The organism is uncultured Bradyrhizobium sp., from assembly GCF_964252615.1.
Classification (GTDB): domain Bacteria; phylum Pseudomonadota; class Alphaproteobacteria; order Rhizobiales; family Xanthobacteraceae; genus Bradyrhizobium.
Window position 1 is genome coordinate 38218 of record NZ_CAXUNQ010000001.1, and the last position, 18886, is coordinate 57103.

General features: G+C 64.2%; 15 protein-coding genes. 6 read left to right on the top strand and 9 right to left on the bottom strand.

Annotated features, from left to right (window positions below):
* Positions 1–223 precede the first annotated feature (223 nt).
* Complete coding sequence (locus ACFE72_RS00200) at positions 224–1051, top strand: metallophosphoesterase family protein (RefSeq protein ID WP_375411024.1); 828 nt, start codon at positions 224–226, stop codon at positions 1049–1051.
* 256 nt (positions 1052–1307) lie between these two features.
* Here the strand turns inward: ACFE72_RS00200 and ACFE72_RS00205 are convergent, their stop codons facing one another.
* The 4 genes from ACFE72_RS00205 to ACFE72_RS00220 all read right to left on the bottom strand — a co-directional run bounded on the left by ACFE72_RS00205 (position 1308) and on the right by ACFE72_RS00220 (position 5203).
* Positions 1308–2333, bottom strand: a complete 1026-nt coding sequence (locus ACFE72_RS00205; protein ID WP_375411025.1) for an NADP-dependent oxidoreductase — start codon at positions 2331–2333, stop codon at positions 1308–1310.
* Positions 2334–2518: 185 nt separating this feature from the next.
* Complete coding sequence (locus tag ACFE72_RS00210; RefSeq protein WP_375411026.1) at positions 2519–3142, bottom strand: hypothetical protein; 624 nt, start codon at positions 3140–3142, stop codon at positions 2519–2521.
* A 139-nt stretch (positions 3143–3281) separates the two neighbouring features.
* Positions 3282–4778 (bottom strand): IMP dehydrogenase, encoded by a 1497-nt coding sequence (guaB, locus tag ACFE72_RS00215; RefSeq protein WP_375411027.1) that lies wholly within the window; start codon positions 4776–4778, stop codon positions 3282–3284.
* 176 nt (positions 4779–4954) lie between these two features.
* Positions 4955–5203: a hypothetical protein gene (locus ACFE72_RS00220; RefSeq protein WP_375411028.1), complete on the bottom strand. Its 249-nt coding sequence runs from the start codon at positions 5201–5203 to the stop codon at positions 4955–4957.
* 123 nt (positions 5204–5326) lie between these two features.
* Here ACFE72_RS00220 and ACFE72_RS00225 point away from each other — a divergent pair, with 123 nt between their 5' ends.
* The gene (locus ACFE72_RS00225; protein ID WP_375411029.1) at positions 5327–6799 is read left to right on the top strand and encodes a DHA2 family efflux MFS transporter permease subunit; all 1473 of its coding nucleotides are present in this window, start codon (positions 5327–5329) and stop codon (positions 6797–6799) included.
* Positions 6800–7007: 208 nt separating this feature from the next.
* Here the strand turns inward: ACFE72_RS00225 and ACFE72_RS00230 are convergent, their stop codons facing one another.
* Both ACFE72_RS00230 and ACFE72_RS00235 read right to left on the bottom strand, forming a co-directional pair.
* Positions 7008–7694, bottom strand: coding sequence for an RlmE family RNA methyltransferase (locus ACFE72_RS00230; protein ID WP_375411030.1), 687 nt, complete (start codon positions 7692–7694; stop codon positions 7008–7010).
* Positions 7695–7832: 138 nt separating this feature from the next.
* Positions 7833–8909 carry a Ppx/GppA phosphatase family protein gene (locus ACFE72_RS00235; RefSeq protein ID WP_375411031.1) on the bottom strand — a complete coding sequence of 359 codons (1077 nt, stop codon included), beginning with the start codon at positions 8907–8909 and terminating at the stop codon, positions 7833–7835.
* 191 nt (positions 8910–9100) lie between these two features.
* On the opposite strand from ACFE72_RS00235, the gene ACFE72_RS00240 reads away from it, so the two are divergent.
* Positions 9101–11476 carry a xanthine dehydrogenase family protein molybdopterin-binding subunit gene (locus ACFE72_RS00240; RefSeq protein WP_375411032.1) on the top strand — a complete coding sequence of 792 codons (2376 nt, stop codon included), beginning with the start codon at positions 9101–9103 and terminating at the stop codon, positions 11474–11476.
* Positions 11477–11721: 245 nt separating this feature from the next.
* Here ACFE72_RS00240 and ACFE72_RS00245 read toward each other — a convergent pair whose 3' ends face one another.
* Positions 11722–12522, bottom strand: coding sequence for a hypothetical protein (locus ACFE72_RS00245; protein ID WP_375411033.1), 801 nt, complete (start codon positions 12520–12522; stop codon positions 11722–11724).
* Between the two features lie 164 nt (positions 12523–12686).
* On the opposite strand from ACFE72_RS00245, the gene ACFE72_RS00250 reads away from it, so the two are divergent.
* The 3 genes from ACFE72_RS00250 (at position 12687) to ACFE72_RS00260 (ending at position 16526) form a co-directional block, all read left to right on the top strand.
* Positions 12687–13178, top strand: a complete 492-nt coding sequence (locus tag ACFE72_RS00250; RefSeq protein WP_375411034.1) for a YaiI/YqxD family protein — start codon at positions 12687–12689, stop codon at positions 13176–13178.
* 2 nt (positions 13179–13180) lie between these two features.
* Complete coding sequence (locus tag ACFE72_RS00255) at positions 13181–14989, top strand: ABC-F family ATP-binding cassette domain-containing protein (RefSeq protein ID WP_375411035.1); 1809 nt, start codon at positions 13181–13183, stop codon at positions 14987–14989.
* 457 nt (positions 14990–15446) lie between these two features.
* The gene (locus ACFE72_RS00260; RefSeq protein WP_375411036.1) at positions 15447–16526 is read left to right on the top strand and encodes a D-TA family PLP-dependent enzyme; all 1080 of its coding nucleotides are present in this window, start codon (positions 15447–15449) and stop codon (positions 16524–16526) included.
* A 105-nt stretch (positions 16527–16631) separates the two neighbouring features.
* On the opposite strand, the gene ACFE72_RS00265 is transcribed toward ACFE72_RS00260, so the two are convergent.
* Together ACFE72_RS00265 and ACFE72_RS00270 are read right to left on the bottom strand one after the other, a co-directional pair.
* A complete protein-coding gene (locus tag ACFE72_RS00265; protein WP_375411037.1) occupies positions 16632–17882 on the bottom strand; it encodes an NAD(P)/FAD-dependent oxidoreductase in 1251 nt (416 codons plus the stop codon).
* Positions 17883–17961: 79 nt separating this feature from the next.
* A complete protein-coding gene (locus ACFE72_RS00270) occupies positions 17962–18879 on the bottom strand; it encodes an SDR family NAD(P)-dependent oxidoreductase (RefSeq protein WP_375411038.1) in 918 nt (305 codons plus the stop codon).
* Between the last annotated feature and the right edge of the window lie 7 nt (positions 18880–18886).

Here is an 18886-nt window from a genome sequence, read left to right on the forward strand (position 1 = left end):
ATCCCGGCAGATCCCGGCCGCCGTCCTGAACCCGACGCCGCCGGTGCCAGGCCGGTGCGAAGTTCCTCCGCGCAGGGCTGGAGCGCTTTGGAGCGCGTCGATGGCTTATCCTGGCGGGAAAGGGCAGGATTACCGCGCCCGCGGGACCTGGGGCGCCGGACAGCCGGAACGACCATCGTCTGCGCATTTCTCGGCATGTATGATGGCATCGGAGGATTTTCCGATGCCCGAATTTCGCCTGACCCAGATCTCCGATCCGCACCTCGCCCGCCGTCTGCCGATGCTGACCGACAATTTTCACCGCGTCAGTGAATACATCGACGCCACTCGGCCCGATCTTGTCATCAACAGCGGCGACCTTTCCTTTGACGGTCCAATCCAACGCGACGATCTCGATTTCGCCAAAACGCTGCACGCGGCACTTCCCGTCGAATGCCGCTACCTGCCCGGCAACCACGATATCGGCGACAACCCGACCGCGGTCGGGCCGCCACCGGCACAATCGGTCACGCCGCAAACCGTAGACGCTTTCATATCGATCTTCGGCGAGGACTGCTTTCGCTTCGAGGCCGCCGGCTGGTGCTTCATCGGCCTGAATTCACTGGTGATGAATACCGGCCTTGCGCGCGAGGCCGAACAGTCAGACTGGCTCGCCTCGCAACTCGCCGGCGTCAATGGCAGGCCGCTGGCGCTGTTCCTGCACAAGCCGTTTTATCTGAACACGCCCGACGATCCGGAGCTGGCGGCAAGCGCAATCCGCTACATTCCGCAGCCCGTCCGCGCCCGTCTGATTGAAATGCTGCGCAGCGTCGATCTGCGGCTCGTCGCCTCAGGGCACGTCCATCAGCGCCGCGACTATATGCACGGTCACGTCCGCCACGTCTGGGCGCCTTCATCCGGCTTCATCATTCCCGATCGAAAGCAGGAGGTGATCGGCATCAAGGAAGTCGGCCTCGTCGAATACCGCTTCCAGCCGGACGGGTTCGAAGTCCGTCACGTCCGGGCGCCAGGGCAGATCGATGTCGACCTGGATTCGCTGTCCGGCATGTAGGCGGAAACTCGTCATGCCCGGGACAAGCTTGTCGTGTGCACACATCTCATCGTCATTGCCGGGCTTGATCCTGCCATATGCACGCATCTCCGCCGTCATTGCCGGGCTTGACCCGGCAATCCATCCGCTTCGAAACGCTTCTTCCGAAGATGGATGGATACGCGGGTCAAGCCCGCGTATGACACGATAGGTCAAGCCAGCGTATGGCGGGATGCGTGACTCCAGCAGGGACAAGCCCGGCCACGACGAAGAAAACTCATGCCTTGTCCGGCCCCACCCGCACCAGTTGCTTGCCGAAATTAGCGCCCTTTAGAAGTCCGATGAACGCGGCGGGCGCGCTGTCGAGGCCTTCGGTGACGAATTCGCGATGCTTGACCCTGCCCTCGCGCACCCACCCCGACATGTCGCGCAGGAAGTCCGCGTGACGCGCGGCGAAATCGCTGACAATGAAGCCGCGGATGGTCAGGCGCTTGGTCAGCACGTTGCGCATCATCGACGGCGCCCATTTCGGCGCCGATGCTTCGGTGTCGTTGTAGTGCGCGATCAGGCCGCACACCGGAATCCGCGCAAACGCATTGAGCAGCGGAAACACCGCTTCGAACACGGCGCCGCCGACATTTTCGAAATAGACATCTATGCCCTTCGGGCAGGCCGCCTTGAGCTTCGCCGCGAGCCCGGGATCGCGGTGATCGACGCAGTCGTCGAAGCCGAGTTCTTCCTTGACATACCGGCACTTGTCGGCGCCGCCGGCGATACCCACGGCGCGCGCCCCCTTGATCCTCGCAATCTGTCCGACCGCCGAGCCGACCGCGCCCGACGCCGCCGCAACGACGACCGTTTCGCCTGCTTGCGGCCTGCCGATATCGAGCAGGCCGGTATAGGCGGTCATCCCAGGCATTCCGAGCACCCCGACCGCGGTCGAAACCGGCCCGAGGTCAGGATCGATCTTGGCCAGTCCCTTGCCGTCGGACAGCGCATGGGTTTGCCACCCTGCGCGTGAAAGAACGATATCTCCCCTGGCGAAACCCGGATTGTTGGTGGCAACCACCTCGCTTACCGTGCCGCCCTCCATCACGCCGCCGATCGGGACGGGCTGGGCATAAGACGGGCCGTCGCTCATGCGTCCGCGCATATAGGGATCAAGCGACAGCCAGATGGTGCGGAGCAGCACCTGGCCATCGCCCGGCGTCGGCACCGCATGGTCCTCGACGCGAAAGTCCGACGCCTTCGGCTCGCCGACGGGACGAGAAACGAGAACGACACGCTTGGCCGATTGCGACATGGTGGTTCCTCCGGATTTTGGTGCTCTTTGTCACTGCGAGCAAAGCAAAGCAACCCATTCCCGTCGTTGCCGGACTTGACCCGGCAATCCATCAACTTCGAAGGTTCTTGTGAAGACTGATGGATACGCGGGTCAAGTCCGCGCATACGAAAGGTGGATTGCTTTGCTTGGCTCGCAATGACGATCTAGGCCGTGATCTTCGCCAGCGCTGCAGCGAATGCCAGGGCAGCGCCCGGCAGATCCTTGAACGCGAGCGCGCTGTCGGCGGGCTGCTTTTGCTTCTCGGTCGCGGTTGGACGTATCTCGGCCACCGGTTTGCCGCCCTCGAGCAGCGCGCCGGGCGCGATGACGTGAAACTCGTGATCCTCGAGCGGAGCATCCTTGTTCAGAAAGACACCGAGATACACCGTGTCCTCGCCGCGACGATAGGAGATGTAGCGCTCGATGGCGACCGAGCCGTCGCGCTGCATGCCGCCGAGTTTTGCATAACCCTTGGAATCCAGAAGCTTGTGCGCGCGAAACCCCTTTACGTCAGCCGAGCGGGCTTTTGCGGTTTCTTCCGAAAGGTCGTATTTTTCGGCCATTTCCTTGCCTACGGTCGCAAGCTGCGCCGATATCTCGTGCTCGAATTCCTTGATCTCGGTGCGCGGCTTCGCGGTTTTGCGCGGTTTTGCGGCATTGCGCTTTTCGAGTTCGGCCTGGCACTGCAAGATAATTTCAGCGGCCGATTTCCGCTCCGCGTTGACAAGCAGGTTCTTCAGGTCCTGGTCCGAAAGCGCGGCAATTCTGTCGTCTGTCCAGTCAACCATCGTGTCCAATGTTTCTCTTGATGAAATCGTGTCGAGATGACCACGAACTGCGCCACAGGCCATAACGCGGCCTGCGGCCGGCAACGCCCGGACAGTAGCGCGTTCCGGCGTGCTTGGGGGATCAATTCGGACCTGCGGGTCACCCCCCGCCCGGGTAATTGGGGCTTTCGCGCGTGATCGTCACGTCGTGGACGTGGCTCTCGCGCAGGCCCGCGCCGGTGATGCGCACGAAATCCGCCTTCTCGTGGAACTCGGCGAGGGTCGCGGCGCCGACATACCCCATCGCCGCGCGCAGGCCGCCGGCGAGCTGGTGCATGACATTTCCAACCGGGCCCTTGTAGGGCACCTGGCCCTCGATACCCTGCGGCACCAGCTTGAGCGTATCCTTGATATCGTCCTGAAAGTAACGATCGGCGGACCCGCGCGCCATGGCGCCGACCGAGCCCATGCCGCGATAGGACTTGTACGAGCGGCCCTGCCACAGGAACACCTCGCCCGGCGTTTCATCGGTGCCGGCGAGCAAGGAGCCGACCATGGCGATATCGGCGCCGGCAGCAAGCGCCTTGGCAAGATCGCCGGAAAATTTGATGCCGCCATCGGCAATCACCGGCACGTCGGCCTTCTTTGCGGCTTCAACCGCATCCATGATCGCCGTCAGTTGCGGCACGCCGACGCCGGCGACGATGCGGGTGGTGCAGATCGAGCCGGGGCCGATGCCGACCTTGATCGCATCGGCCCCGGAATCGATCAAAGCCTGCGCGCCTTCCATCGTCGCAATGTTGCCGGCGATGACCTGCACGGCGTTGGAGAGCCGCTTGATGCGGTTGACCGCCTTCAACACATGCGACGAGTGGCCATGCGCCGTATCGACCACGATCAGATCGACCCCGGCCTCGATCAGCCGCTCGGTGCGTTCAAAGCCGCCCTCGCCGACGGTGGTTGCCGCAGCGACGCGGAGCCGCCCCTGCGCGTCCTTGCTGGCGAGCGGATGGGCGACCGCCTTTTCCATGTCCTTGACGGTGATGAGGCCGACGCAGCGGTAGCTGTCGTCCACGACCAGCAGCTTCTCGATGCGATGCTGGTGCAGCATTCGCTTCGCTTCATCCTGGCTGACGCCTTCGCGAACCGTCACGAGGTTTTCATGCGTCATCAGCTCGGAAATTTTTTGCCGGGGATCGGTGGCAAAGCGCACGTCGCGGTTGGTGAGAATGCCGACCAGTTTGCCCGGCACGCCGTTGGATCCGCCGGTGACGACGGGAATGCCGGAAAAGCCGTGTTCCTTCATCAGCGCCATTGCGTCCGACAGCATCGCATCGGGGCCGATGGTCAGTGGATTGACCACCATCCCGGATTCATACTTCTTGACCTGCCGCACCTGGGCGGCCTGGCCATCGACGTCGAAATTGCGGTGGATCACGCCGATGCCGCCGGCCTGGGCCATGGCTATCGCCATTCGCGCTTCGGTGACGGTGTCCATCGCGGATGCGATGATGGGGATGTTGAGCGGAATCGAGCGGGTGACGCGGGAGCGGATATCGGCATCCGCAGGCAGGATGTCGGAGAGCCCGGGCTTCAGCAGTACGTCGTCGAACGTGTAGGCTTCGCGTATTCCATTCAGTCCCTGCAGCAGCGCCATTGCCAACTCCATTCAGCGGCTCGCCCGCCGCGATGTGACCCTGGGGATGAACGGGTTCTGCGGCGACGCTGTGGGCGCCGCCGTCGAATCAAAGCCCATCTGTGGGGTTGGCGGTGGTCGATAGCATGGCCGCCTATCGAATCAAAGGGTCTGGCAGCCATGCACAGACTTTTTGATCAGTGCGGATAGCCGGGCGGCGGCCCGTGCTGGCGGATCGCCTCCACCACCTCCCGGTGCATCCGGCGCTCGCGCTTCATATGCACGGCGATCAGCGCATGCGCGGAGGGCACCAGCAGCAGAATATGGAAAACGAGCCCGAAAATCGCGCAAAACACGATCAGAACCAGGTTGAAAACCGCCGAAAATGGCTGCCCGTTGACTAGCAGGCCAATCGGCGGCAGCAGGGCGGCAAGGACATAGATCATCGTCGATCTCCAGCGGTTTTTGGTACGCAGGATTTAGGTGGCTTTGCCGGTTCCGCAATAGCCGACGCCGTTGATGGGTGATACAGCCCCTTCAGCGCTCCCTCCTCGCATCTTCCGAATCCCATGAACAAAGAACGCCTGATCCCGCTTATCGTGGCTACCGCCCTGTTCATGGAGAACATGGATTCCACGGTGATCGCGACCTCGCTGCCGGCGATCGCCGCCGATATCGGCACCAGCCCGCTGACGCTGAAACTCGCCATCACTTCCTATCTGCTGTCGCTCGCGGTATTCATTCCGGCCAGCGGCTGGACCGCGGATCGTTTCGGCGCGCGCGCGGTGTTTTCGATCGCCATTGCGGTCTTCATGATCGGTTCCATCGGCTGCGCGCTGTCCTCCTCGGTCACCGACTTTGTGATTGCGCGGATTCTGCAAGGCGTCGGCGGCGCCATGATGACGCCGGTCGGGCGGCTGGTGCTGTTGCGCTCCATCGACAAGAGCGCGCTGGTCAACGCCATGGCATGGGTCACCGTGCCGGCGCTGATCGGCCCGGTGGTCGGTCCGCCGCTCGGCGGCTTCATCACCACCTATTTCTCCTGGCACTGGATCTTCCTGATCAACATTCCGATCGGGTTGCTCGGCATCTTCATGGCGTTGCGCTACATCGACCCGATCCGCAGCGAAGACCCGGAACGCTTCGATCTTTATGGACTGATCCTGGCCGGAATCGGACTTGGCGGAATCGCGTTCGGCCTTTCGGTGGCCGGGCTCAATCTGTTGCCATGGACCATCGTCGCGGCGCTGATCGCGGTCGGCGCGATCTCGATGACGCTCTATGTAATTCACGCCAGACGCACCGCCTCGCCGGTGCTGGACTTCACGTTGATGCGGCTGCCGACGCTGCGCGCCAGCCTCATCGGCGGCTTTCTGTTCCGGCTCGGCATCGGCGCGCTGCCGTTCCTGCTGCCGCTATTGATGCAGGTCGGCTTCGGCCTGTCGCCGTTCCGCTCCGGACTGGTGACGTTTGCCTCCGCGGTCGGCGCCATGGGCATGAAGACGCTGGCCGCGCGCATCATCCGGACGTTCGGGTTTCGCAACATCATGACCATCAACGCGGTCGTAAGTTCCGTCTTCCTCGCGGCCTGCGCTCTGTTCACCGTGACGACGCCGCTGCTCTTGATCATGATCCTGCTGGTGGTCGGCGGCTTCTTCCGCTCGCTGCAGTTCACCGCCATCAACACCGTCGCCTATGCCGAGGTCGAGCCGGCGCAGATGAGCCGCGCCACCACGCTGGTCAGCGTCAACCAGCAACTGGCGATCTCGACGGGCGTGGCGGTGGGGGCGTTCTCGGTGGAATCCGCCATGATGCTGCACCACGTCAGCGAACTCAGCGCCGCCGACTTCGCGCCGGCGTTCATCGTGGTCGCCATCATCTCGACGGTGTCGGCCTATTTCTTTTACAAGATGCCGGTCGATGCCGGCCATCAGGTCTCGGGCCGCCGCATGGTGGTGATCTCCGATCCAACCCGGGAGCCGGAGGCCGAGGAAGAGGCGGCGAGCGAAACTGTCACCGCGCGGGATCAGCGGTTGGGATAGTGCAGACAGCCGCACCTTGGTCATGTCCGGCCTTGTGCCGGGCACCCACGTCTTTCTTCCTGATGTGGAGCCAAGACGTGGATGGCCGGGACGAACCCTACTGGATTCACACATCTCGTCATACGCGGGCTTGACCCGCGTATCCATCCATCTTCGGAAGAGTCGTTTTGAAGGGGATGGATACGCGAGCCATGACGAAGGGAGGGACTCATCGATCTCTCTGCCTGCGGAACCCCATCGCCAGCACATAGCGCTCGGAGGAATCCGTCCGGCTCGAGGCCGGCTTGACGTGCCTGACGGTGGTGAAATCGCGCTTGAGCTGCGCCAGCAGCTCCGCGTCGGCGCCGCTCTGAAACACCTTTGCGACAAATGTCCCACCGGGGTTGAGGACGTCGGATGCAAAGGCGGCGGCCCCCTCCACCAGGCCGAGGATGCGAAGCTGATCGGTCTTGCGGTGACCCGTGGTGTTGGCGGCCATGTCCGACAGCACCACATCGGCGCGGCCGCCCATCAACGCCAGCAATTTTTCCGGCGCGTCGTCTGCGAGAAAGTCGAGCCGCGCAAAGGTGACGCCGACGATTTCCGGCATTTCCAGCAGATCGATGGCGACGACCCTGCCCTTGCCGTCGGCAGCACCTACGCGCCTGGCCGCAATCTGGCTCCAGCCGCCCGGTGCCGCGCCGAGGTCAACCACCGTCACGCCACGCTTGAGGAAGTGATGCCTGTCGTCGATTTCGATCAGTTTGTAGGCGGCGCGCGAGCGCAAGCCGTCACGCTTGGCCTGCGCCACATAGGGATCGTTGAGCTGGCGCTCCAACCAGAGCTTTGACGACAGTTTTAACCTGCCGCCGCTCTTGACGGTAACCCGCAGCCGGCCGGTGGTGTCTTTCGCCATGATCCGTTGTGCCCATTGTTCACCGGATCGTCATACGCGGGCTTGGCCCGCGTATCCATCCTGCTCCGCAGGAGTTTTTGCAAAGCGGATGGATGGCCGGTTCAGGCAATGGCGGCGGAAATGCGATAGGGGTCAGGTTCAGCGCCCGACAAGCGCGCCGTCTTCGCGCATCATTTCAACCAGCATGCCCTCGCGCAGCCCGCGGTCGGCGACCCGCAGGCGTGGCAGCGGAAATGCGCCGCGGATCGCATCGAGGATGGCGCAGCCGGCCAGCACCAGATCGGCGCGCTCGACGCCGATACAGTGATTGCCGGCGCGTTCCTGATAGCTCATGCCGAGCAGGCGCGCGATGGTCGCGGTGACATCGACGTCGCTCATCCACACGCCATCGATCCGGCGCCGGTCATAACGGACAAGGTTGAGGTGAACCCCGGCCATCGTTGTTACGGTGCCGGAGGTGCCGAGCAGGTGCATGCCCCCGAGGTCGCCGCCATGCTCGGCCGCGAAGGGGGCCACATAGTGCGCCACCTCCTGCACCATCAGGGCATAGGATTGCGGCGTGACGTCCCTGCCGCCGAAATGTTCCGCCAGCGTCACAACGCCGAGCGGGATCGATATCCACGCCTTGATGCGGGGAGTGGCCCCGTGCTGTCTGGGATCGCGTTCGATCCGCACCAACTCGGTCGAACCGCCGCCGATATCGAACAGGATAGCGCCGCGCCCGTGCGGATCGAGCAGCGGCGAGCAGCCGATCACCGCGAGCGATGCCTCGGTTTCGCGATCGATCACTTCCAGCCGGATGCCGGTTTCGGCTGCCACCTGGTCGCGAAAGCTGTCGGCGTTGTCAGCCGCGCGGCAGGCTTCGGTTGCAATCAGGCGCAGCCGCGTGGCGTTTTTGGCGTTGATCTTGTCGCGGCAAATGCTCAAGGCGGCGACCGCGCGCCCGATGGCGGCGTCGCTGATCCGGCCGGTCGCGGAGACGCCTTCGCCCAGGCGGATGATCCGCGAGAACGAATCGATGACGCGAAAACCATCGCTGGCCGGACAGGCGATCAGCAGCCGGCAGTTGTTGGTGCCGAGATCGAGCGCGGCATAGACGCCGTAACTCCGGCCGGGCGACGGTGCCCGCGCACGCTCGCCTGCCGCCGCGACAGCCGACCCCTGCGAACGTTCGCGCGGCCCAAGGCCGGCGCGAAGCCGCGTATCATCGCTCATCAAATTGTCTTTCCGCGGCCGCCCAGGCCGACGAGGAATCCGTTCACGGAAACTTTAGCAGCCGGCACGGGCGGCGCAACAGCCCTGACATGGGACCATGCCCAATCAGGCGTTGTCGCCGGGGTTTGGCTGCGTTATCTGGAGGAAGCCCCACGAAATCGCGCAAAACACCGAAATTCCAGGACTTCGCAATGCAAGACTACTCGCCCTCCGCAGCCGTCGAAAACGCCATCGCACTGCAAAAATTCGGCGTCGGCCAGCCGGTTCTTCGCAAGGAGGACGACACGCTGGTGCGCGGCAAGGGCAAATATACCGACGATTTCAACCTGCCCGGCCAGGCCTATGCCTGGATCGTGCGTTCCAGCCACGCCCACGGGGTGATCAAAAACATCGATACCTCGGCCGCCAAAACGATGCCGGGCGTGCTCGGAGTCTGGACCGGCGCCGACCTCGCCTCCGCGGGCTATGGCCCCTACACCTGCGGCCTGCCGCTGAAGAACCGCGACGGCACCCCGCTGTTGCAGACCAACCGCACCGCGCTGATGAGCGACAAGGTGCGCTATGTCGGCGACCCGGTGGCGTTCGTGGTGGCTGTCACCCCGGCGCAGGCACGCGATGCCGCCGAAGCCGTGGTGCTCGATATCGAGCCGCTGCCCGCCGTCACCAGCGCCGTAGAGGCCGCAAAGCCCGGCGCGCCGCAGCTCTACGATCACATCCCCAACAACGTGGCGCTGGACTATCACTATGGCGACGCCGCCAAGGTCGAGGCCGCCTTCGCCGGGGCGGCCCATGTCACAAAACTCGATATCACCAACACCCGCGTCGCCGTGGTGGCGATGGAGCCGCGCGCGGCGCTGGCCTCCTACGACAAGGCGAGCGGGCGCTATACGATTCAAGTCCCGACCCAGGGCGTTGCGGGCAACCGCACCAACCTCGCAAAAAATCTGCTGAAGGTGCCCAACGACAAGGTCCGTCTGCTGACCGCCAATGTCGGCGGCTCGTTCGGCATGAAGAACATCAACTATCCCGAATACATGTGCATCCTGCACGCCGCCAAGTCGCTGGGCCGGCCGGTGAAATGGACCGATGAACGTTCGACCAGTTTTCTCTCCGACAGCCACGGCCGCGCGCAACAGATTCACGCCGAACTTGCGCTCGATCCCGAGGGCAGGTTTCTCGCGGTGAGAATTTCCGGTTACGGCAATCTCGGCGCCTACATCACCGGCGTGGCGCCCAGCCCGCTCTCGCTGAACGTCGGAAAAAATATTTCCAGCGTCTACCGCACGCCGCTGCTCTCGGTCGATATCAAGACCGTGCTGACCAATACCACGCTGATGGGCGCCTATCGCGGCGCTGGCCGGCCCGAGGCCAATTACTTCATGGAACGGCTGATCGACCGCGCCGCCGACGAGATCGGCATCAACCGGCTTACCCTGCGCAAGCGCAATTTCGTCAAGCCGGCGCAAATGCCGTTCGCGGCCTCATCCGGCGTCACCTACGACAGCGGCGACTTCCAGGGCGTCTTCAACAAGGCGCTGGAAATCTCCGATCACGCGAACTTCGCCAAGCGGAAAAAGGAGAGCCGCCGGCGCGGCATGCTCCGCGGCATCGCCGTCGGCTCTTACCTTGAAGTCACCGCGCCTCCCGGCGTCGAGCTTGGCAAGATCCTGTTCGAAGACGACGGCTCGGTGAAACTGATCACCGGCACGCTGGACTATGGCCAGGGCCACGCCACACCGTTCGCGCAGGTGATGGCCGAACAGCTCGGCGTGCCGTTCGAGGCCGTCAGGCTGGAACAGGGCGACAGCGACATCGTGCACACCGGCAACGGCACCGGCGGATCGCGCTCCATCACCGCCAGCGGCATGGCCATCGTCGAAGCCTCGAAGCTGGTCATCGAGAAAGGCAAGAAGGCGGCGGCGCATCTGATGGAGGCCGCCGAAGCCGACATCGAGTTCGCCGACGGCCGATTCACCATTGCGGGGACCGACCGCAGCATCGACATCATGGAACTGGCGCGGCGGATGCGCGAGGGCAAAATGCCGGAGGGCGTTCCGTCATCATTGGATGTCGACCACACCACCAAAGAAGTCCCGTCGACCTTCCCGAACGGCTGTCACGTCGCCGAAGTCGAGATCGATCCAGACACCGGCGTCGTACACATCGTGCGCTACACCGGCGTCAATGATTTCGGAACCATCGTCAATCCGATGCTGGTTGCGGGACAGTTGCACGGCGGCGTCGCCCAGGGCATCGGACAGGCGCTGATGGAATGCGTCAGCTATGATTCCAGCGGCCAACCCATTACCGGTTCATTCATGGATTATGCGATGCCCCGCGCCGAAGACATTCCGATGATGGCGGTCGGCGATCATCCGGTGCCTGCAAAATCCAATCCGCTGGGCACCAAGGGCTGCGGCGAAGCCGGCTGCGCCGGCAGCCTCTCCACCATCGTCAACGCCGTGGTCGACGCGCTCTCGGAATTCGGCATCGCCCATATCGACATGCCGCTCACCTCCGAGCGGGTGTGGCGCGCGATCCAGGACGCCAAGACGAAGGTGGCCTGACACTCCGGTGCCCCCGATGCGGTGCAGCGCCTCTTGGCGCGTCCGGAGCGCGCCGAAAATGCATTCAGCGTCATGCGCGGGCTTGACCCCACCATATGCACCGCACGGCCGTCATTGCCGGGCTTGACCAGGCAACCCATCCCCTTCGAAACGACTTTTTCCGAAGATGGATGGATATGCGGGTCAGGCCCGCGTATGACGGGATGCGTGAATCTCGTAGGGTCAAGCCCGGCGATGACGACCCTCTACGCCGCCGCCTGTTCGCGCGGCTGGTAGATCGCGATGTGCCGGCAATGCGCCACCGGGGTGGAGCGGTTGGCGACGACCAGCGCGTCGAGCTCGACGAAGCGGTGACCTTTCTTCTCGTAATTGCCGGTCACCTTGGCGCGCGCGGTCAGTTCGTCGCCGTTGCGCGCCGCCGCGAGAAGCTGCATCCGGCTGCCGACATGAATCCACGGCCCCAGGATGGCATTGTCGACCAGCACCTTGTTCATGATCCGCTGCACCAGGCCGGGATGGGAAAACCCTTCTTGCGCAAAGACCGGATCGGTCTCGCGCACGTCCCTCAGATATTCCGCCGCCGCGTCGCCGGCCCATGCGCGCGGTACCGTGCCCAGCCATTTGCCAAGCCGATACGACGTCGCATCGACCGGCCGGCGTTCGACCGCCGGGGCGGTTTCGCTGAAATCCGCTACCGATACCGAAGGCGCGGACGCCGGCAACGATGCGCTTCCGGCCGCGCAGCGCTGGTCGCGGCTCTCGACCGCGATGGTCAAACTGCCGTCTTTTTCTTCGCCGGTGACATCGGCGGTTTCGCCGTCATACACCGGCTTGAGGAAGCGCGCCTCGATCAGTCCGCGTTCGAGAAAGGCGCGTCCCCATTTCGCGACCGGCAGGTGCATCATATAGGCCATCACATCGACGCCGGGCACCAGGCCCCCGCTAAAGCCGTACCGCCGCGCCACCGTATCGTCGTGCATCCTGTTTTCGGACTGTTTTGCGGTATTGTAGGCCGAGACGCGGTAGGTCTCGATGCGGCTCGTCATGGGCGTATCCCGGCGCGTTGCGTGTTCGGTTCGGTAACGATCGTACGCAAAGAAAACGCCGTGGCAAGCGCGTTCCCCACCGTGTTTGCCTCGCAATTGCCGGATGGATGGGTTACCACGCCCGCATCGGCGCACCCAGATGCTTCAGGGCAAAACCCCAATCAATGACGCCTTCCTTGAACACCATACGGATCTATGTCGATGCCGACGCTTGCCCGGTCAAAGACGAAATCTACCGCGTCGCCGAGCGTCACAACCTGCCGGTCAGCGTCGTCGCCGGTCAGTTCATCCGCGTGCCGCAGGATCCGCGCATCGAGCGCATCGCGGCGGGTTCCGGCATGGATGCGGCCGATGACTGGATTGCGGAACGCGCCGGAACGGGCGATATCGTCGTTACCTCCGACATCCCGCTGGCGAGCCGCTGCGTGAAGACCGGCGCCGAGGTGATCGCGCCGAACGGCAGGCCCTTCACGGAAGCATCGATCGGGATGACGCTCGCGGTTCGCAACCTGATGACCGACCTGCGCTCGTCCGGCGAAATCACCGGCGGACCCAGATCGTTCGGGCCGCGCGACCGCTCGGCATTCCTGTCGGCGCTCGACCAGGCCGTCCGCCGGATCCAGCGCGGCCGGGAAAAAGGCAGAGAACAGAAATAGACATGGCGCCTCCGCTGATCCAGTTGAAAGACATCGCGCTTACCTTCGGCGGGACGCCGTTGCTGTCAGGCGTTGAATTGTCGGTATCGCAGGGCGAGCGGGTCTGCCTGATCGGCCGCAACGGTTCCGGCAAATCGACGCTGTTGAAGATCGCCGCCGGCCTGGCCGAGCCGGACAAGGGCAGCCGCTTCGTGCAGCCCGGGGCCACCATCCGCTATCTGCCGCAGGAGCCGGACTTCGCAGAATGCCGGACCACGCTTGCCTATGTCGAAGCCGGCCTCGCCCCCGGCGACGATCACTATCAGGCACGTTTCATCCTGGAGCAGCTCGGGCTGCACGGCGACGAAGAACCCTCCAATCTCTCCGGCGGCGAGGCGCGGCGTGCGGCGCTGGCGCGCGTGCTGGCACCCTCGCCCGACATCCTGCTGCTGGACGAGCCCACCAACCATCTCGACCTCACCACCATCGAGTGGCTGGAAGGCGAACTCGACAGCCGCCGCAGCGCGCTTGTCATCATCAGCCATGACCGGCGCTTCCTGTCGAACCTGTCGCGCTCAACCGCATGGCTCGATCGCGGCCAGATCAGGGGGATCGAGCGCGGTTTTTCCGCGTTCGAATCCTGGCGCGACGAGCTGCTGGCCGAAGAGCAGCGCGACCAGCACAAGCTCGACCGCAAGATTGTCATGGAGGAGCACTGGCTGCGCTACGGCGTCTCTGGCCGCCGCAAGCGCAACGTCAAGCGGCTCGGCAATCTCTTTGCGTTGCGCGAGGCGCGGCGCGACTATCGAGGCGCCGCCGGCAATGCCAACCTCGCGGCGGCGGAAGCCGACAAATCCGGCAAGCTGGTGATCGAAGCTAAAACCATCAGCCGATCGTATGGCGACCGCAGGATTGTCGACGGTTTTTCAATCCGGGTGCAGCGCGGCGACCGCATCGGCATCGTCGGGCCGAACGGCGCCGGCAAGACTACGCTGATCGACATGCTGACCGGCGGCAATCCGCCTGACAGCGGCACCATCCGGTTCGGCGCCAACATCGAGATGGCGACGCTGGACCAGCACCGCGAAAGCCTCGATCCGAAATCGACGCTGGCGGACGCCTTGACCGGCGGCGGCAGCGACAACGTCATGGTTGGCGGCAAGCCGAAGCATGTGGTCAGCTATATGAAGGACTTTCTGTTTGCGCAGGAGCAGATGCGCACGCCGCTGGAAGTGCTGTCGGGCGGCGAACGCGGCCGGCTGATGCTGGCGCGCGCGCTGGCCAAGCCGTCCAACCTTCTGGTGCTGGACGAGCCGACCAACGACCTCGATCTCGAAACGCTCGACGTGCTCGAGGAGATGCTCGGCGATTACGAAGGCACCGTGATCCTGATCAGCCATGACCGCGATTTTCTCGATCGCGTGGTGACCTCGGTGATCGCGCCGGAGGGAAACGGCCGCTGGATCGAATATGCCGGCGGCTACACCGACATGCTGGCGCAGCGCGGCGCCGATCTGAAGCGCGCCGCGGTGAAAGCTGCCACTGTCGAGAGCAGCAAGGCATCTAGAAGCAGTGCAGCTTCGGGTACGAAGCGGCGGCTCAACTTCAATGAAAAGCATGCGCTGGAAACGCTGCCCAAGACCATCGCCAAGCTGCAGGCCGAGATCGCCAGGCAGCAGCGGCATCTCGCCGATCCCAATCTCTACAAGAAGGATCGCAAGAAATTCGATTCCGCCTCGGACGCGCTGACGGCGGCACAGCAGGAATTGCAGGAAGCCGAGGACAGATGGCTGGAGCTCGAGATGCTGCGTGAGGAGATCGAGCAAGCGTAACCGGTCGGCCGGCTAGCGCGAAGCGCGTCTTGGCGCATATGTCCTGGGCTTAGGCACGCATCTCAGCCGTCATTGCCGGGCTTGCTCCACATCGGAAAGAAGACGTGGATGCCCGGCACAAGGCCGGGCATGACGGCGCGGTCTACGTCATGCGCGGCACAAAGGCCGGGCGGCGTGTTCTACGTCATGCGTGGCGCAAGGGCCGGGCAGCGCATTCTACGTCATGGCCGGGCTTGTCCCGGCCATCCACGTCTTTGCTCTACATCGGAAAGAAAGACGTGGATACTCGGCACTGACGATAAGATGTGTGCGTCCCCTAGGGCTTGACCCGGCAATCCATCTTCTTCGCTAGGGTCGTTTCGAACAGGGGATGGATACGTCGATCAAGCCCGCGTATGACAAAATGCGTGAATCTCGTAGGACGAGCCCGGCCATGACGACAGATCATAGGACGACCATGACCACGCCCCTTGCTGCAAAAATCGCCCGCGACTACGGCACTCCTGCGGCCGTCATCGACATGGATCGCGTCGAGCGCAATATCGCGCGGGTCCAGGCTGCCTGCGACGCCGCCGGGGTCGCCAACCGGCCGCACATCAAGACCCACAAGAGCCCGGTGTTGGCAAAGCTGCAGATCGCGGCCGGCGCCAAGGGTATTACGTGCCAGAAACTCGGCGAAGCCGAGGTGATGGCGGACGCCGGGATTGACGACATCCTGATCAGCTACAATCTGGTCGGCGACGAGAAGATGGCGCGTCTCGGCGCCCTTCAGGCCAAAGCCAATATGACCGTCGCCACCGACAATTCGACGGTCATCGCGGGGCTGCCGAAGGCGGCGCTACTGAGCGGTCGTCCGTTGTCGGTGGTGGTCGAATGCGACACCGGCCGCAAGCGCGCCGGCGTGGAGACGCCGGCCGAAGCCGTCGCGCTTGCGCGCGAAATCGCGGCCTGCAGGGACCTGCGCTTTGCGGGCTTCATGCTGTACCCGACCGAACCCGGCTGGACCGAGGCGCAGCGATTTTTCGACGAAGCGCTGGCCGGCGTCCGCGCACATGGCCTGGAGCCGGGCATCGTCTCCACCGGCGGGACGCCGAATCTGAAGAACGTCGGCAAACTGCGCGGCGCCACTGAACACCGTCCCGGCACCTATATCTACAACGACCGCATGCAGGTCGCCGCCGGCGTCGCCGGCTGGGACGACTGTGCGCTCAACATCTACGCGACGGTGGTCAGCCGCGCCGGCCCCGACCGCGGCATTCTCGATGCCGGCTCCAAGACCCTGACCTCGGACACCAGCGGTCTCGAGGGCCACGGGCTGATCCTGGAGCACCCCGAGGCCAGAATCGTGCGCTTCGCCGAGGAGCACGGCTTTCTCGATCTCACCCGCAGCAACACCCGCCCCGATGTCGGCGACGTCGTGCGGATCGTGCCGAACCACGTCTGTGTTGTCGTCAACATGATGGACGAAGTGGTGATGGTGCGCGGCGACGAGATCGTCGGGATATTGCCGGTGGCGGCGAGAGGGAAGTTGCGGTGACCTTCGCGCCGTCATTGCGAGAAGCGAAGCGACGAAGCAATCCAGCCATGCTTGAGACACTGGATTGCTTCGCTCGGCTCGCGATGACGTCGAAAGGCCGGCATTCTAGTGACCAAGCCACTTTAGCGCGCCTCGTCCCGCCGCCGCACCTGTCGCAAACGATGCGTGCAGCAGATAGCCGCCGGTCGGCGCTTCCCAGTCCAGCATCTCGCCGGCGGCGAATACGCCGGGCAAGCGGCGGATCATGAAGCCGGCATCGAGTTCCGCGAACGAAATTCCACCTGCGCTGGAGATCGCGCGCGCGATCGGCGACATTCCGGTCAATTGAACCGGAACGGCGTTGATCAGGCCGGCAAGGCTTGCCGGCGACAGCGATGGCAGGGAAACGCCGGACCCGACTGCGGCCTCCTGCAGCAGACCGATGGCCACGGGAGGAAGATGGGCCGCTTTCCGCAGCCAACTTGAAAACGATTGTTTGCCTCTCGGCGCCGACAGCCTCGCGGTCAGTCGGCCGCTTTCAAGATCAGGCCGCAACGAAACGTTCAGGGTCGTCTCCCCTCCCGCCATGACGGCCTCGCGCAAGCCAGCCGACAACGCATAGACCGCGCCGCCTTCGATGCCTGCCCGCGTGATCATGGCTTCGCCGCGCGCGCTGTAAGGCCCGAACGAGAGCGCCACGCCCTTCAGCGGATGTCCCTCAAAGCGATTACGGAATATCTCCGACCACGACACGGTGAATCCGCCGTTTGCCGGATGCAACGGCGATACCGCCACGCCTTTCGCGGCGAGCGTTTCCACCCACGCACCATCGGAGCCTAAGCGCGGCCAGCTCGCGCCCCCAAGGGCCAATACGCTCGCGACTGCATCGACGGCGCATTGACCGCCCGGCGTTTGAAACAGCAGTCGGCCGCCGTCGTCCCAGCCGATCCAGCGGTGCCGCAAGGCCAGCCGCACACCCATCGCATCCAGCCGCCGCAGCCATGCCCGCAGCAACGGCGAAGCCTTGAAGGCCTCCGGAAACACCCGGCCGCTGGAGCCGACGAAGGTCGGCTGCCCCAACGCCTCGCTCCAGGCCCGCAGTGCATCGGGAGGAAATCCATCGATCACGGGCGCCAGACGCGGCGCGGCCGCGCCATACCGCGCCAGAAATTCCGGCCGTGGCTCGCTATGGGTGAGATTGAGGCCGCCGCGCCCGGCCATTAGAAATTTGCGGCCCGCCGAGGGCATCGCGTCGTAGACGGTCACGCGGGCGCCGCCTTGCGCCAGCACTTCAGCCGCCATCAGCCCGGCAGGACCGGCGCCGATGATTGCGACCTCTGCAACAGGCGTCGCCACCGCGCCCGTATAGCCCGTCATTGCAAGCGAAGCGATGCAATCAAGAGGCCGCAAAGGAAGCCTGGATTGCCTCGCCGCTTCGCTGCTCGCAATGACGGCATCACAATTTGACGCCCGCTCGCGCTGCGGCCTGCGCCACGTATTTCTGGGTCTGCTGGAACGCACCGTCCAGCGCTTTCGCGGTCGACATGTCGCCGATCTCCTTGAAATGCGCGGCGACGGCATCGGGAGTCCAGTCGGACTCGGCCAGATTGATGCCCTCGGTTTCCAGGATCTTGATCACCGCGAACGAGCCCGCGCCGGCGCCCATGATGGTGCGCGTCGGCGCATCCTGCGCCAGCAGAAACAACACCGCCGGCGTGATCGCCTCCGGCCTCATCAGCGCCAGCGCCTGCGGCGGCAGCAATTCCTCGGTCATGCGCGTCGCCGCGGTCGGCGAGATCATGTTGACGCGGATGTCGGTCTTGCGGCCCTCCTCGGCGAGCACGTTCATCAGGCCGATCATGCCCGTCTTGGCCGCACCGTAATTGGCCTGGCCGAAATTGCCGTACAGGCCCGACGACGACGTGGTGACGACGATGCGGCCGTAGTTGCGTGCGCGCATGCCGTCCCACACCGCCTTGCAGCAGTAGAAGGTGCCGGTGAGATGCACGTCGAGCACCTTGGCAAAATCGGCGGCTTCCATCTTGGCGAACGATTTGTCTCTGAGGATGCCGGCATTGGCGCACAGCAGGTCGACGCCGCCCCATTTCTCGGCTGTCCTGGCCACCATCGCCTTGACCTGCTCGTAATTCGAGACATCGGCCGCATCGGCCATCGCCTCGCCGCCGGCTTTGCGGATTTCCTCGACCACGGCTTCAGCCGGCGTCAGCGAACCACCGGTGCCGTCGCGCGCGCCGCCGAAATCATTGACCACGACCCTGGCGCCGCGGCTCGCCAGCCCCAGCGCATGCGCACGTCCGAGGCCGTTGCCCGCGCCGGTGACGATGGCGACGCGTCCGTCAAACCTGATTGTCATGAGAAGT